12 protein-coding genes and 1 pseudogene are annotated in these 16,031 nt (G+C 57.4%); 4 read left to right on the forward strand and 9 right to left on the reverse strand.

The annotated features are described in order from the left end of the window. Window positions 1-5 precede the first annotated feature (5 nt). Window positions 6-2,084 carry a 4-alpha-glucanotransferase gene (malQ, locus tag KTH07_RS22165; protein WP_017384144.1) on the forward strand — a complete coding sequence of 693 codons (2,079 nt, stop codon included), beginning with the start codon at window positions 6-8 and terminating at the stop codon, window positions 2,082-2,084. 111 nt (window positions 2,085-2,195) lie between these two features. On the opposite strand, the gene gntT is transcribed toward malQ, so the two are convergent. The 3 genes from gntT to gntX form a co-directional block, all read right to left on the reverse strand. Further along, window positions 2,196-3,512, reverse strand: coding sequence for a gluconate transporter (gene gntT / locus KTH07_RS22170; protein ID WP_017384145.1), 1,317 nt, complete (start codon window positions 3,510-3,512; stop codon window positions 2,196-2,198). A 305-nt stretch (window positions 3,513-3,817) separates the two neighbouring features. Beyond that, complete coding sequence (nfuA, locus tag KTH07_RS22175) at window positions 3,818-4,393, reverse strand: Fe-S biogenesis protein NfuA (protein ID WP_003861601.1); 576 nt, start codon at window positions 4,391-4,393, stop codon at window positions 3,818-3,820. Between the two features lie 61 nt (window positions 4,394-4,454). Continuing rightward, window positions 4,455-5,135: a DNA utilization protein GntX gene (gntX, locus tag KTH07_RS22180; RefSeq protein ID WP_023304553.1), complete on the reverse strand. Its 681-nt coding sequence runs from the start codon at window positions 5,133-5,135 to the stop codon at window positions 4,455-4,457. 36 nt (window positions 5,136-5,171) lie between these two features. On the opposite strand from gntX, the gene bioH reads away from it, so the two are divergent. Continuing rightward, a complete protein-coding gene (gene bioH, locus KTH07_RS22185; RefSeq protein ID WP_017693858.1) occupies window positions 5,172-5,954 on the forward strand; it encodes a pimeloyl-ACP methyl ester esterase BioH in 783 nt (260 codons plus the stop codon). Here bioH and feoC read toward each other — a convergent pair. From feoC to greB, 5 genes are all read right to left on the reverse strand, one after another. Continuing rightward, the gene (gene feoC, locus KTH07_RS22190) at window positions 5,929-6,165 is read right to left on the reverse strand and encodes a [Fe-S]-dependent transcriptional repressor FeoC (RefSeq protein ID WP_017384148.1); all 237 of its coding nucleotides are present in this window, start codon (window positions 6,163-6,165) and stop codon (window positions 5,929-5,931) included. The genes bioH and feoC overlap by 26 nt on opposite strands. Before the next feature lie 11 nt (window positions 6,166-6,176). Further along, the gene (gene feoB / locus KTH07_RS22195; RefSeq protein ID WP_032620991.1) at window positions 6,177-8,495 is read right to left on the reverse strand and encodes a Fe(2+) transporter permease subunit FeoB; all 2,319 of its coding nucleotides are present in this window, start codon (window positions 8,493-8,495) and stop codon (window positions 6,177-6,179) included. A gap of 30 nt (window positions 8,496-8,525) precedes the next feature. Continuing rightward, complete coding sequence (feoA, locus tag KTH07_RS22200; protein WP_015571441.1) at window positions 8,526-8,753, reverse strand: ferrous iron transporter A; 228 nt, start codon at window positions 8,751-8,753, stop codon at window positions 8,526-8,528. A 319-nt stretch (window positions 8,754-9,072) separates the two neighbouring features. Beyond that, a complete protein-coding gene (locus KTH07_RS22205; protein ID WP_015571440.1) occupies window positions 9,073-11,403 on the reverse strand; it encodes a Tex family protein in 2,331 nt (776 codons plus the stop codon). Window positions 11,404-11,490: 87 nt separating this feature from the next. Next, complete coding sequence (gene greB / locus KTH07_RS22210; RefSeq protein ID WP_017384149.1) at window positions 11,491-11,964, reverse strand: transcription elongation factor GreB; 474 nt, start codon at window positions 11,962-11,964, stop codon at window positions 11,491-11,493. A gap of 228 nt (window positions 11,965-12,192) precedes the next feature. Here greB and ompR point away from each other — a divergent pair, with 228 nt between their 5' ends. Beyond that, window positions 12,193-12,912, forward strand: coding sequence for a two-component system response regulator OmpR (gene ompR / locus KTH07_RS22215; protein WP_001157751.1), 720 nt, complete (start codon window positions 12,193-12,195; stop codon window positions 12,910-12,912). After that, window positions 12,909-14,256 (forward strand): annotated as a pseudogene (gene envZ / locus KTH07_RS22220) (two-component system sensor histidine kinase EnvZ). The gene ompR and the pseudogene envZ overlap by 4 nt, the downstream one beginning before the upstream one ends. Before the next feature lie 92 nt (window positions 14,257-14,348). Here the strand turns inward: envZ and pckA are convergent. Next, window positions 14,349-15,965, reverse strand: a complete 1,617-nt coding sequence (pckA, locus tag KTH07_RS22225) for a phosphoenolpyruvate carboxykinase (ATP) (RefSeq protein ID WP_015571439.1) — start codon at window positions 15,963-15,965, stop codon at window positions 14,349-14,351. Window positions 15,966-16,031 lie beyond the last annotated feature (66 nt).

Below are 16,031 nucleotides of genomic sequence, written 5' to 3' on the forward strand. Positions count from 1 at the left end.
GCGCGATGGAGAGTAAACGTCTGGACAGTGCCGCGCAGGCGGCGGGAATTAGCCTCAGTTACATCAATGCGCACGGCAAACCGCAGTCTATTGGTGCGGACACCAAAAGACGTTTGCTGGATGCCATGCACAAAACCGACGCGAAAGCGTCGGGTGCGCCGGTGCCGAACGTCAAGGTCTTTACCGCGGGCAAAAAGATGCCGCTGGCGGTGGAAGGGCGCGGCGAGTTCAGCTGGCTGCTCACCACCGAAGAGGGGCATCAGCACAAAGGCCATGCCACCGGCGGCAAAACCCTCAACCTTCCGGCGAAGCTGCCGGAGGGCTACCACACGCTTACGCTGACCCGGGACGACCAGCGTTTTCACTGTCGGGTGATTGTGGCGCCAAAGCGCTGCTATGAGCCGCAGGCGCTGCGTGAAGGCAAAAAGCTGTGGGGCGCCTGCGTGCAGCTCTATACCCTGCGTTCGGACAGCAACTGGGGCATTGGCGATTTTGGCGACCTGAAAAAGATGCTGGCATCTGTTGGTGAGCGCGGCGGCGCGTTCATCGGCCTCAACCCGATCCACGCCCTCTATCCGGCGAATCCGGAAAGCGCCAGCCCGTACAGCCCGTCTTCCCGTCGCTGGCTGAACGTGATTTACATCGACGTTAACGCGTTAGACGATTTCAAAAACAGCAAAGAGGCGCAGGCGTGGTGGAAGCTTGAGACCACGCAACAGCTGCTGAAACAGGCCCGCGATGCGGACTGGGTTGATTACGCCTCCGTTACCGCGCTGAAAATGGCGGCTCTGCGTCTGGCCTGGAAGGGCTTTGCGAAGCGTGACGACGAGCAGATGGCAGCCTTCCGCCAGTTTGTGATGCAGGAAGGTGAGAGCCTTTACTGGCAGGCAGCGTTTGATGCGCTGCATGCGTATCAGGTTCAGGAGGACGAGATGCGCTGGGGCTGGCCGGTGTGGCCGGAAGCCTATCAGTCCGTTGATACCCCGGAAGTGAAGGCATTCTGTGAGACGCATGCCGACGAGGTGGATTTCTATCTCTGGTTGCAGTGGCTGGCGTACAGCCAGTTTGCCGCCTGCTGGCAGGTGAGCCAGGGCTATAACATGCCGATCGGGTTGTATCGCGATCTGGCTGTCGGCGTGGCGGAAGGCGGGGCGGAAACCTGGTGTGACCGTGAACTTTACTGCCTGAAAGCTTCTGTGGGGGCGCCGCCGGATATTCTGGGCCCGCTTGGTCAGAACTGGGGCTTACCGCCGATGGATCCGCACGTGATGGCGGCGCGTGCCTACGAGCCGTTTATCGACCTGCTGCGCGCTAACATGAAGAACTGCGGTGCGTTGCGTATCGACCACGTGATGTCCGTGCTGCGCCTGTGGTGGATCCCGTACGGTGAAACGGCTGACCACGGGGCGTACGTGCAGTATCCGGTGGACGATCTGCTCTCAATCCTCGCGCTGGAGAGTAAACGTCATCAGTGCATGGTGATTGGCGAAGATCTCGGTACCGTGCCGGTGGAAATTGTCAGCAAGCTCCGCGACAGCGGGGTTTACTCCTACAAAGTGCTCTATTTTGAAAACGACCATGAGAAAACCTTCCGCGCGCCGAAAGCGTACCCTGAACAGTCAATGGCAGTCGCGACGACGCATGATCTTCCTACGCTCAGAGGCTACTGGGAAAGCGGCGACCTGACGCTCGGCAAAACGCTGGGTCTCTACCCGGATGAAGAGGTTCTGCGTGGGCTGTATCAGGATCGCGAGCTGGCGAAGCAGGGGCTGCTGGATGCGCTGCATAAGCATGGCTGTCTGCCGAAGCGCGCCGGGCATAAGGCGTCGCTGATGTCGATGACGCCAACGCTTAACCGTGGCTTACAGCGCTATATTGCCGACAGCAACAGCGCGTTGCTCGGTCTGCAACCGGAAGACTGGATTGATATGGCGGAGCCGGTAAACATCCCCGGCACCAGCTATCAGTACAAAAACTGGCGTCGCAAGCTGTCCACAACGCTTGAAGCGATGTTTGCCGATGACGGGGTGAACAGGTTGATTAAGGATTTGGATAAACGGCGAAAAGCAGCCGCGAAGAAGTGATAAAAAACCCGCCTCTGGCGGGTTTTTTATTGCCCGGTGGCGCTAACGCTTACCGGGCCTACGTGCATTCAGTAGGTCGGGTAAGGCATAGCCGCCACCCGACTTAATACATCAAACCACCATATTCAACAGCAGCACCCCGACCAGACCGCACACCGAAATAATGGTTTCCAGCGCGGACCAGGACTTGATGGTTTCACCGATGGTCAGGTTGAAGTACTCCTTGAACAGCCAGAAGCCCGGATCGTTCACGTGGGAGAAAATCACGCTCCCGGAACCAACCGCGATAACCATCAGCTCAGGGCTTACGCCCGTGGTCGCAATCAGCGGCGCAACGATACCGCCCGCGGTAATCGCCGCAACGGTCGCAGAGCCCAGCGCGATACGCAACACCGCGGCGATAGACCATGCCATCAGCAGCGGGGAGACGTTGGTTTCATGCATCATGGCAGCGATGTATTTATCCACGCCGCTGTCGACCAGCACCTGCTTGAACGCGCCGCCACCGCCGATGATCAGCAGCATCATGGCAATGATTTTGATGGAAGAAGTCAGCGTGTCGTTGATCTGATCCATGGAACGGCCACGGTTAAGACCGAAGGTGAACATGGCGATCAGGACCGCAATCAGCGTCGCCATCACCGGGTCGCCCAGGAACTCCGCAACGGACAGGAACGCGTGACCTTTCGGCAGAACCATCTCTGCTATGGCACGCATCGCCATCAGGATCACCGGTACCAGTGAGGTCCAGACGCTGACGCCAAAGCCTGGCATCTCTTCTTCAGTAAAGGTTTTGGCGCTGTACAGCCCTTCCGGGATAGGCTTATCAATGCCTTTCAGGAAGCGCGCATACACCGGGCCTGCCAGAATCACCGTCGGGATCGCCAGAATCGTACCAAACAGCAGGGTTTTACCCATATCGGCATGGAAGATGGTGGCGATAGCCGTTGGGCCCGGGTGCGGCGGCAGGAAACCGTGGGTGACGGACAGCGCCGCAGCCATCGGCACACCCACGAACAGCAGCGGGATGTTGGCGGCAGCGGCGATGGTGAACACCAGCGGCAGCATCAGCACGAAGCCCACTTCATAGAACAGCGCGAAACCGACGGTAAAACCGGTTAACACCACCGCCCATTGAATGTTCTTCTTACCAAATTTGTCGATCAGCGTGGTGGCAATACGCTGTGCGCCACCGCAGTCCGCGAGCATTTTACCGAGCATGGCGCCGAAGCCCATGATCAGCGCCAGGCTGCCGAGCGTACCGCCGACACCGGCTTTAATGGAGCTGATAACTTTAACCAGCGGCATTCCCTGCATCAGACCGACTGCAAGTGCCACCAGAACCAGAGCGATAAATCCGTTCATTTTGAAGCGGATCATCAAGAGCAGTAATAACACAACACCGATAGCGACGATGACTAATGGCATGATTGACCTGGCCTTTGAATTGTTATGGGTAACGTCATTGTTTCAACGACAAATTCCGGTTGTCCCAACTGGGAACAGAGTGTTAACGGCACTCATACTGATGCCTGCGAAAACGTTAAGTTTAGTCGGCTGTTATAAGGGTGTTGAGTGCCCACGAGAATGATACGGGTAACATGCGGTGATTGAGAATCACCCAAGGAGGCAAAATTTGAATTATGAGACGCAGGTCAACATACAGAGGGGGAGGCAAGAAAAAGTAGGCCCGGTAAGCGCAGCGCCACCGGGCAATACAGACGGGGACTGAATCAGTAGTAAGAGTGCTCGCCGCGCTGGTGCTCGGTCAGATCGCGCACGCCTTTCAGTTCCGGAAATTCGTTCAGCAGCTGCTTCTCGATCCCTTCTTTCAGGGTTACATCAACCATGGAGCAGCCGTTACAGCCGCCGCCGAATTGCAGGATCGCCAGACCATCTTCGGTGATTTCCATCAGGGAAACACGTCCCCCGTGGCCGGCCAGCTGCGGGTTGATCTGCGATTGCAGCAGATATTCCACACGCTCCATCAGCGGGGCATCGTCAGAAACTTTACGCATCTTCGCGTTTGGCGCCTTCAGCGTCAGCTGAGAACCCAGCTGGTCAGTGACGAAATCAATCTCCGCATCTTCAAGATACGGCGCGCTCAGCTCATCAACGTACGCGGTGAGCTGTTCAAATTTAAGGGCAGTGTCAGTTGCTTCCACAGCATCCGGAGGACAATAAGAGACACCACATTCTGCATTCGGAGTGCCTGGATTGATCACAAACACGCGGATCTGCGTCCCTTCTTCCTGATTTGCCAGCAGTTTGGCAAAGTGCGCTTGTGCAGAATCGGAAATACGGATCATAGCTTTGGCCTAATAGTTGACTAAATTACCTGGGTATAATCATACGCCCATTGAAGAAGGGCTACAAGGTACGGCACAGACACCATACCTGAACTGACGCGGCGCCGCTTTGCAAAAGCAGTCGGGAAAGTTCAGCCACGGTACTGCCCGTGGTGACGACATCATCCACAATCGCGATATGGAGGCCGTTGACCGGCAATTCAAGGCGAAAGGCGTTTTTCAGGTTCCTTTTGCGCGACCGGGCGTTGAGCCGGTGCTGAACGGCAGTGGCATGAGTACGTTTCAGCGCAGAGGCGGGGTACCGGCAACCCAGCCAGCGGGCAAGCGGACGACACAGCAGGTCGCTCTGATTGTATCCCCGCCGCCAGTGCCGACGCTGAAACAGTGGCACGTTCACAAGCGTGTCGACCGGCGGCAGCCCGCGCGTTCTTCGCGCCTGTAATACCGCCAGTAACAACAGGCGTGCCAGGGGCTGCGCCAGTGCAGTCTGGCTGGAAAACTTAAACTGATGAACCAGACGACTCAGCGGCAAAACGTAATCATCCACCGCCACCAGCGCGCTCCACGGCGGCGCTTTTTTCAGGCAACGGCCGCAGGGGAGCGTCTGGCTTACGGCAGGCAAGCCGCATTGCGGACAGCCCTTCAGGTAACCCAGTGCTCGCGTACAAACGGAACAGACGCCCCACGCGCTCATCGCAAGTGGCATTCGGCATAGCCAGCACAAGCCGGGCACTGTTAGCATACGCAACCTCCATGTGAAAAAAGAGAACGTTAACTGATGAAGACGCTGTGGTGGCAGACCGTTGGGACGGGAAATTGTCATCTTGTGCTGCTGCACGGATGGGGACTGAACGCCGAAGTGTGGCGTTGCATAAGTGAGGAACTGGCCTCGCAATTCACGGTACACCTGGTGGATCTACCGGGCTATGGCCGCAGCCACGGCTACGGCGCGATGACGCTCGACGACATGGCGGAGCAGGTTCTGGAAGCGGCGCCGCAAAAAGCCGTCTGGCTCGGCTGGAGCCTGGGGGGGCTGGTGGCAAGCCAGATTGCGCTGCGCCATCCTGAGCGGGTCCAGGCGCTGATCACCGTTGCCTCATCACCCTGTTTCAGCGCCCGCGAGGCGTGGCCGGGCATCAAACCTGAGGTGCTGGCCGGGTTCCAGCATCAGCTGAGCGAAGACTTCCAGCGGACGGTGGAGCGTTTCCTGGCATTACAGACGATGGGAACAGAAACCGCCCGTCAGGATGCGCGGACGCTGAAGCAGACGGTGCTTTCTCTGCCGATGCCGGAGGTTGAGGTGCTGAACGGAGGGCTGGAAATCCTGAAAACGGTCGATCTGCGCGAGCCGCTGGCGTCGTTAACGGTGCCGCATCTGCGTATTTATGGCTATCTGGATGGACTGGTTCCGCGCAAGGTGGTTCCGCTGCTGGATGCGCTGTGGCCGGAGAGTAAATCAATGGTGGTTGCCAAAGCGGCACATGCGCCGTTCATCTCTCATCCTGCTGAGTTTTGTTCGGCGCTGTCCGGTTTTATCAGCGAAGCGTCCACCACTCCCTGAGACAGGCTTTACCTTCAGGACAACTCTTACAACTGCCGGACAGACAACCGTCCGGCTCTTCCTGAATGCGCACGGCTTTCCCCATGGCCTCCAGCCTTTCCAGCATGGCATCGATCATCGGCTGCGGCGTATGCAGGCTGAGGCTGAGCTGCTTCGCCTCCATTCGTCCCTGTAACGCCAGTAAGTCACGAACCTGAATCAACGATGCCATCTTTTTTCCCCTCAGTGACAGTCGCCCGCAGGGCTGCTACAGCAGGTCGTCGGGGTTTTGCGCGTTGCCAGCAGGTTAACGTCAACGCGGCTACGCGCCCGGCGCAGCAGGCCAATCACCATCACGTTAAACAGGATCACCGCGAGGATACAGACCAGGCTGTAGCGCGGATGCTGGCTGTAATTGACGGCCTGATAAAACACGGTCGCCAGCGAGTAGGCAATGTTCAGCCCCCACAGAATGGAGAAGCCCATCCAGCCGCGGCTGGACTCACGGGCAATGGCGCCCATGACCGAGATGCACGGAATATAGAGCAGGACGAAGATCAGGTAGCTGTAGGCCGCCGACGCGCTGCCAAATTTCTGGCCCATCACGCCCATTGCTCCGGTCGCCATTTCGCCGTCGCCTTTGCTGGCTTCAATCGGGTTCGCCAGTACGCTCAGGCTGAAGGTGTCTTTCAGGCTCTGCCAGGTTTCTTCCACCGCGCCAAGCAGTTCATCGCCGAGGTTGAACGCTGCCGGATTAAACTCCTCTTCCTGGATGTTTTCCGCGGTGTAAAGCGTGTTCAGGGTGCCGACAACCACCTCTTTTGCCATCGCGCCGGTGAACAGGCCCACGGTTGCCTGCCAGTTGTCTTCCTGAACGCCAATCGGTTTGAAGACCGGCGTAATGATCCGGCTGACGGAGGCCAGGGCAGAGTCATTAATGTTGTCCGCGGCCTGGCCGCTCAGAGTGAAGCTGTTCAGGGCGCTCAGGAAAATGCTGACCACCACAATCACCTTACCGGCGCGCAGAACGAAGCCCTTCAGGCGCTGCCATGTCTGAATAATCAGGCTTTTCAGATGCGGAACGTGATAAACCGGCAGTTCCATCACGAACGGCGACGCTTCGCCACGCATGATGGTGTGCTTCAGCATCAGGCCGGTGAGAATAGCCATCACGATACCCAGCACATACAGGGAGAAGACGGCCAGCGCCCCTTCCTGACCAAAGAACGCCGCGGCAAAGACCGCGAAGATCGCCAGCCGCGCGCCGCAGGACATGAACGGCGCCATCATGATGGTCATCAGGCGTTCGCGCGGGGCATCCAGCGTACGCGCGCCCATGACTGACGGCACGTTACAGCCAAAGCCGACAATCAGCGGCACGAAGGATTTGCCCGGCAGCCCCAGCGCCTGCATCAGGCGGTCCATCACGAAGGCGGCGCGCGCCATGTAACCGGAATCCTCAAGGAAGGAGAGGAACAGGTACATCATGCCGATCTGCGGCACCAGCGGCAGGACGGTATTGATCCCGCCGCCGATCCCCTGCGCAAGGAAGATGGTCAACCATTCCGGGAAGTGGAGGGTGTAGCCCAGCCACTGAAGACCGTGCACGAAGATAGCGACAGAGCCGCCATCAAAGATAGGTTGTAATGCACCGCCGATGTTAATGGCGAGCAGGAACATCACATACATCACCAGTAAAAAGATCGGTAAACCGAGGAAGCGGTTGAGCACAATCTTATCCACGGCGGCGGTGAAGCGGCTGGGTTCAGCGGTTAATGCATTGCTGACCACGTCACAGATAGCGGCGATGGCCTGATAGCGCGCATCCGCAATGTGCAGGGCCGGGTCATCCAGCTCGTCGCTAAGGCGAGCCTGTGCGACATCCAGCTTATCCGCCGCATCGCCTGCGTAGGCGCGGCTGTAGATATCGCCTTCCAGCATTTGCAGGCCAAGCCACTGACGTTGTCTGGCGGGCATGCTGTTATCCATCTCCTGCGCCAGCTGCCCGGCTTCGCGCAGCAGCGGCTGGGCGTAGTGCACCAGTTCGACGTCGGCATTGCCCGTGTGGCGGTCAATCGCCAGCTTCAGGGCGTCAATGCCGCGAGCGCGGGTGGAAACCAGCGGAACCACCGGGCAGCCCAGACGGGCGGAGAGGGCATCGACGTCGATGCGCAGCTTTTGCTTCTCCGCGATGTCGAGCATGTTAAGCGCCACGATGCAGGGAATACCCAGCTCCAGCAGCTGTAACGTGAGATACAGATTTCGTTCGAGGTTAGAGGCATCCACCACGTTGATAAGCAGATCCGCGTCGCCGCTCAGAATATAGTGGCAGGCAATTTGCTCATCGAGAGAGGTCTGGGATGAAATCGTGGTGAGGGAATAGGTCCCCGGTAAATCAACCAGCGTGACCTGATTATCTGTCGTGGTGAACTGGCCTTCTTTGCGTTCAACCGTCACGCCTGCCCAATTTCCCACACGCTGGCGTGCGCCAGTTAACTGATTAAATAAGGTTGTCTTGCCGGAATTAGGATTGCCAATTAAGCCAATAGTTAATTTTTTCATTGTAGTAGACTCACTGAAACCGCTGGCTTGTTAACGGGATAAAGATTCAATTTCAATTAATGCGAGATCTTTTTTACGCAGAACCAGATTAACGCGTCGGGTTTCGATATGAACTGGATCGCCCAACGGCGCAACGCGCACAACCTGGAATGATGAGCCGGGTAGCATGCCCAGTGACAGGAGCTTCTGCCGATAGGCCGGGCTTATCTCACGGGTAAAACCGATAATTTTCCACGCACTGTCTGGAGTGAATTGCATAGCGCCTGATTCCACGATAGGTTAAATAATCTACACTGCGATGATAATGAGAATAGTTTTTATCAGCAATAATAAAAATGTGACGGGATGTTGTTAATCGTATTAATTTGCGGTCTGCTTGACCTTGCTCAATATTTTCGAAATTGAGGTGAAAATAAAAAGAGGGCTATTTGTTAATGAGGTGATAATTCGTGGTTTAAATATGGATACAACATATTTATTTTAATTCCCTGCGGCCTGCTTGCCGGGCGGCACTGCGTTTGCCCGGCCTACAAAACCGTAGGCCCGGTAAGCGTCGCGCCACCGGGCATTTACAGCATTAGCGTTTCTTACCCATCGCCGCTGCCAGCGCATCCATCATCGCGCTGTTGCCCGCCGGCTGTGCGTCACGTCCGCGTGGCTTCGCGGCTTTCGCTGCCGGACGCTGCTGTTCACGGCCACCGCCATTACCGCCACGGCGCGCGTTAGTGTCGCCCGGCTGCTCGTCCAGACGCATGGTCAGGGCAATACGCTTGCGCTGGAGATCCACTTCGAGCACTTTCACCTTCACGATGTCGCCCGCTTTGACCACGGTGTGCGGATCTTCAACGAACTTGTCGGCGAGGGAAGAGATATGCACCAGACCATCCTGATGCACGCCGATATCCACAAACGCGCCAAAGTTGGTGACGTTGGTTACCGCCCCCTCCAGCACCATGCCCGGCAGCAGGTCGTTCATGGTTTCTACGCCCTCAGCAAAGGTCGCGGTTTTAAACTCAGGACGCGGATCGCGGCCCGGTTTTTCCAGCTCTTTGATGATGTCGGTGACCGTCGGCACGCCGAACTGTTCGTCGGTGAAATCCACCGCTTTCAGGTTACGCAGCGCGCTGCTGTCGCCCATCAGGTCTTTCAGCGCCTGCCGGGTGGCGGCCAGGATACGCTCGACAACTGGATAGGCTTCCGGGTGAACGGTAGAGGCATCCAGCGGGTTATCGCCGTGGTTGATGCGCAGGAAGCCCGCGCACTGCTCAAATGCTTTCGGCCCCAGACGGCTCACCTTCAGCAGCTGCTGGCGGTTCTGGAACTGACCGTTTTCATCACGCCAGGCGACGATATTCTGCGCCATCATACGGGTCAGGCCCGCCACGCGGGTCAGCAGGGGCACGGAAGCGGTGTTCAGGTCCACGCCGACGGCGTTAACACAGTCTTCCACTACCGCATCCAGCTTACGCGCCAGCTGCGTCTGGCTCACGTCGTGCTGATACTGGCCCACGCCGATGGATTTCGGGTCAATCTTCACCAGCTCCGCCAGCGGATCCTGCAAACGACGGGCGATAGAGACCGCGCCGCGCAGGGAAACGTCCAGATCCGGGAACTCCTGCGCTGCCAGTTCCGAGGCGGAATAGACAGATGCCCCCGCTTCACTGACGATCACTTTCTGCGCCGTCACTTTCGGGAACTGCTTCTGCACGTCGAGATAGAAACGTTCAGTTTCTCGGGACGCCGTACCGTTACCGATGGCAACCAGCTCAACGTTGTACTTCTCGCACAGCGCGGCGACGACGACAGCCGCTTTCGCTGCCTGACCGGTGTGCGGGTAAATGGTGTCGGTGGCAACCAGCTTGCCGGTGCCGTCAACCACGGCCACCTTCACGCCGGTACGCAGACCCGGATCGAGACCCATGGTGGCGCGCAGGCCAGCTGGCGCCGCCATCAGCAGGTCGTGCAGGTTACGGGCGAAGACGTTGATCGCTTCGTCTTCGGCGCGCTCGCGCACGGTGCCCATCAGCTCGGTTTCGAGGTGCATCAGCACCTTGATGCGCCAGGTCCAGCTCACCACGCCTTTGCGCCAGCTGTCCGCCGGGGCGTTGTTCAGGCGCAGGCCCAGATGGTCGATAATGATCTGCTCGCAGTGGCTCTCTTTTGGCGGCTCGTCAAACTGTGGATCGGCATTCAGGGAGAGTTGCAGCACGCCTTCGTTACGGCCGCGGAACATCGCCAGCGCGCGGTGAGACGGCGCGGTAGAAATGGGTTCGTGGTGATCGAAGTAGTCGCGGAATTTCGCGCCTTCTTCCTCTTTGCCGGACACCACGGTGGAGACGATATGCGCGTTCTTCCACAGGTAATCACGCACTTTGGCCAGCAGCGCCGCGTCTTCGGCGAAGCGCTCCATCAGAATATAGCGCGCGCCGTCCAGCGCAGCTTTGGTGTCCGCTACGCCTTTATCGGCGTCGATAAATTTGGCGGCTTCGGTTTCCGGATCGTGAGACGGCTCGTTCCACAGCAGATCGGCCAGTGGCTCAAGGCCGGCTTCGATCGCAATCTGCCCGCGCGTGCGGCGCTTCGGTTTGTACGGCAGATAGAGGTCTTCGAGCTCGGTTTTACTCAGGGTACCGTTAATGGCTTTTTCCAGGTCACTGGTCAGCTTGCCCTGCTCGCCGATAGATTTGAGGATCGCCTGACGTCGGTCTTCCAGCTCGCGAAGATAGCCCAGACGGGTCTCCAGGTTTCGCAGCTGCGTGTCATCCAGACCGCCGGTGACTTCCTTACGATAACGTGCAATAAACGGCACGGTGTTCCCTTCATCAAGCAGGCGAACGGCAGCTTCTACCTGTTCGGCTCTGGCCTGAAGTTCACCCGCAATAATGCGGCAGAGCGACTCTTTCATCATGGTCAGTTCATCTTGTGGATCGAAAATCAGGGGGATAGTTATACGGGCTGACACCAAAAAATGCCAGCCGGGGAGGGCGCTCTCGGACTATTTAACATACTCGATTTCGTTGACGTACCAGCTTGCTTCACCCGCAGGCGTCTGGACAACGGCTAAATCGCCTACCTCTTTTTTCAGCAGGGCGCGGGCCATGGGTGAGTCGATAGAAATGTAATCCTTACGACCGAAAATTTCATCGTAGCCGACGATACGAAAACGCAGGGTGTCGCCGCTGTCGTTTTCAATTTCGACCCACGCGCCGAAGAAGACTTTACCTTCCTGCTGCGGGGAGTAATCGACAATTTTGAGATTCTCGAGGCACTTCGTCAGGTAGCGTACCCGGCGATCGATTTCGCGCAGCCGCTTTTTATTGTACTGGTAGTCCGCATTCTCGCTGCGGTCGCCCAGGCTTGCTGCCCAGGTGACTTTTTTGGTCACTTCCGGACGCTCTTCGCGCCACAGGTAATCCATCTCTTTTTTGAGTTTCTCGTACCCTTCACGGGTGATCAGAGGCGTTTTCATGGTGCAGCCTTTAATGCCGGTTAACTGTCTTTGCGCACAATACGTAGCGCACAGTGTAACAGACAAGATTAATAATGATTTATGTGATGAAATGAACAGATAAGCTGCTGTTAAATATGCTTTGTAACAATTTCGTCTAGAATTTATACCAGAATTTGCTGGTCGAACCCATGCACTTTTTTAGAATACGCTGTTCCAGGCTTATCCGAACCTTTGGGAGTACACACAATGCAAGAGAACTACAAAATTCTGGTCGTAGATGACGACATGCGCCTGCGTGCGCTGCTGGAACGTTATCTGACCGAGCAGGGCTTCCAGGTTCGTAGCGTCGCGAACGCGGAACAGATGGATCGTCTGCTGACGCGTGAATCCTTCCACCTGATGGTGTTGGACCTGATGCTGCCTGGCGAAGATGGGCTCTCTATTTGCCGCCGTCTGCGCAGCCAGAGCAACCCGATGCCGATCATCATGGTGACGGCGAAGGGTGAAGAAGTCGACCGCATTGTCGGCCTTGAGATTGGCGCTGATGACTACATTCCAAAGCCGTTCAACCCGCGTGAACTGCTGGCGCGTATTCGCGCCGTGCTGCGTCGTCAGGCGAACGAGCTGCCGGGCGCGCCGTCTCAGGAAGAGGCCGTCATTGCATTCGGTAAGTTCAAGCTGAACCTCGGCACCCGTGAAATGTTCCGTGAAGATGAGCCAATGCCGCTCACCAGCGGTGAGTTTGCGGTGCTGAAAGCGCTGGTCAGCCACCCACGTGAGCCGCTCTCCCGTGACAAGCTGATGAACCTGGCGCGTGGTCGTGAATACTCCGCGATGGAGCGTTCTATCGACGTGCAGATCTCTCGTCTGCGCCGTATGGTGGAAGAAGATCCGGCGCATCCTCGTTATATTCAGACCGTGTGGGGTCTGGGCTACGTGTTTGTCCCGGACGGCTCTAAAGCATGAGGCGAATGCGCTTCTCGCCGCGAAGTTCGTTTGCCCGCACGCTGTTATTGATCGTCACCCTGCTGTTTGTCAGCCTGGTGACGACCTACCTGGTGGTGCTGAACTTTGCAATCCTGCCGAGCCTTCAGCAGTTTAATAAGGTGCTGGCATACGAAGTGCGTATGCTGATGACCGACAAACTGCAACTGGAGGACGGCACGCAGTTGGTTGTTCCCCCGGCGTTCCGTCGGGAAATCTACCGTGAGCTGGGCATTTCTCTCTACTCGAACGAAGCGGCGGAAGATGCCGGCCTGCGCTGGGCGCAGCACTATGAATTCCTTAGCCAGCAGATGGCGCAGCAGCTTGGCGGCCCGACGGAAGTGCGCGTTGAGGTCAATAAAAGCTCGCCGGTTGTCTGGCTGAAAACCTGGCTGTCACCCAACATCTGGGTGCGCGTTCCGCTCACCGAGATTCATCAGGGCGACTTCTCGCCGCTGTTCCGATACACCCTGGCGATCATGCTGCTGGCCATCGGCGGCGCATGGCTGTTTATTCGTATCCAGAACCGACCGCTGGTCGACCTGGAGCATGCGGCATTGCAGGTCGGTAAAGGTATTATCCCACCGCCGCTGCGTGAGTATGGCGCATCGGAAGTGCGCTCGGTAACGCGTGCGTTTAACCACATGGCGGCAGGCGTTAAACAGCTGGCGGACGACCGTACGCTGCTGATGGCGGGGGTCAGCCATGACCTTCGCACCCCGCTGACGCGTATCCGGCTGGCAACAGAGATGATGGGCGAGCAGGATGGTTATCTTGCAGAGTCCATCAACAAGGATATCGAAGAGTGTAACGCCATCATCGAGCAGTTTATCGACTACCTGCGCACCGGGCAGGAGATGCCGATGGAGATGGCGGATCTGAACGCGGTTCTGGGCGAAGTGGTTGCCGCCGAAAGCGGCTACGAACGTGAAATTGCGACCGACCTTCAGGCAGGTGAGATTCAGGTACGTATGCATCCGCTCTCCATTAAACGCGCGGTGGCGAATATGGTGGTTAACGCGGCGCGGTACGGCAACGGCTGGATCAAAGTCAGCAGCGGTACGGAACTCAACCGCGCCTGGTTCCAGGGTGGAAGACGATGGCCCGGGCATCAAGCCTGAGCAGCGTAAGCACCTGTTCCAGCCGTTCGTGCGCGGCGACAGCGCGCGCAGCACCAGCGGAACCGGCTTAGGCCTGGCGATTGTGCAGCGTATTGTTGATAACCATAACGGACTGCTGGAAATTGGCACCAGCGAGCGGGGCGGTTTGAGCATTCGTGCGTGGTTACCGGTGCCGGTTTTACGGGGGCAGGTGAAAGAGAGTTAAAAAAGGGGGGCCTGATGCCCTCACCCCGGCCCTCTCCCACGGGGAGAGGGAGAAAACATTAAAAAAGGCAACTTTCGTTGCCTTTTTGCTTTTTACCTTGGTCCCGCACTCACCAGCGCAGCACCGGCCGGGGTGTCGGTATACTTCTCGAAGTTTTCGATAAACAGTTTCGCCAGCGATTCAGCCTTCTCACGCCACTGTTCCGGTGAACCGTAGGTGTTACGCGGATCCAGGATACGCGTATCCACGCCCGGCAGTGCTGTTGGGATCGCCAGATCGAACATCGGCAGCGTAAAGGTCTCAGCGTTATCCAGCGAACCATCCAGAATCGCGTCGATGATGGCGCGTGTATCTTTGATGGAGATACGTTTGCCCGTACCGTTCCAGCCGGTGTTCACCAGGTACGCCTGGGCGCCGGATGCCTGCATGCGTTTCACCAGCACTTCCGCGTACTGCGTTGGGTGCAGCGACAGGAACGCCGCGCCGAAGCAGGCGGAGAAGGTTGGGGTTGGCTCGGTCACACCGCGCTCGGTACCCGCCAGTTTAGCGGTAAAGCCGGAGAGGAAATGGTACTGCGTCTGGCTGGCGGTCAGGCGGGAAACCGGTGGCAGCACGCCGAACGCATCCGCGGTCAGGAAAATCACCTTCGTGGCATGACCCGCCTTCGATACCGGCTTGACGATGTTCTCGATGTGGTAGATCGGGTAAGAGACGCGGGTGTTTTCCGTTTTCGAGGCATCGTCGAAGTCGATAGAACCATCGGCACGCACGGTGACGTTTTCCAGCAGCGCATCGCGGCGAATCGCGTGGTAGATATCCGGCTCTGCCTCTTCCGACAGGCGAATGGTCTTCGCGTAGCAGCCGCCTTCAAAGTTAAACACGCCGTCATCATCCCAGCCGTGTTCATCGTCGCCAATCAGACGACGTTTTGGATCGGTGGACAGCGTTGTTTTACCGGTGCCGGAAAGGCCGAAGAACACTGCTACATCGCCTTTTTCCCCGACGTTCGCCGAGCAGTGCATGGAGGCGATACCGCGCAGCGGCAGCAGGTAGTTCATGACTGAGAACATCCCTTTCTTCATTTCGCCGCCGTACCAGGTACCGCCGATCAACTGGATACGCTCGGTCAGGTTGAAGGCGATGAAGTTTTCGGAGTTCAGACCCTGCTCTTTCCACTGCGGGTTGGTGCATTTCGCGCCGTTCATCACGATAAAGTCAGGGGTGAAGTCTTGCAGTTCTTCATCGGTCGGACGAATGAACATGTTCTTCACGAAATGCGCCTGCCAGGCCACTTCAGTAATGAACCGTACGGAGAGACGGGTGTCGGCGTTAGCGCCGCAGAACGCATCAATAATAAACAGACGCTTGCCGGAAAGCTGATGGGTGACAAGTCCTTTCAGATGCTGCCAGGTTTCCGGGGAGAGCGGTTTGTTATCGTTCTTCCCTTTGCCCTTATCAGCCCACCACAGCGTATCGCGGGTGGTGTCGTCTCGGACGATATACTTATCTTTAGGCGAACGACCGGTAAAAATACCCGTATCGACGGCGATAGCACCCAGGTTCGTCAACACACCGCGCTCGTATCCTTCCAGTGCCGGATTGAGCTCTTCCTGATACAGCGTATCGTAATCGGGGTTGTAGACCACTTCCTGGACGTCGTGAATACCATAAGCCTTGAGATCTTGCGGGGTTAAACCATTAACACGCATATCACTGCTCCTTAGCCAATATGTACTGCCTAAAATTGTAGGGTTTTTCTGGGGATGTTAACCGCG

It is taken from the genome of Enterobacter cloacae complex sp. ECL72 (assembly GCF_019056635.1).
GTDB lineage: Bacteria > Pseudomonadota > Gammaproteobacteria > Enterobacterales > Enterobacteriaceae > Enterobacter > Enterobacter hormaechei_C.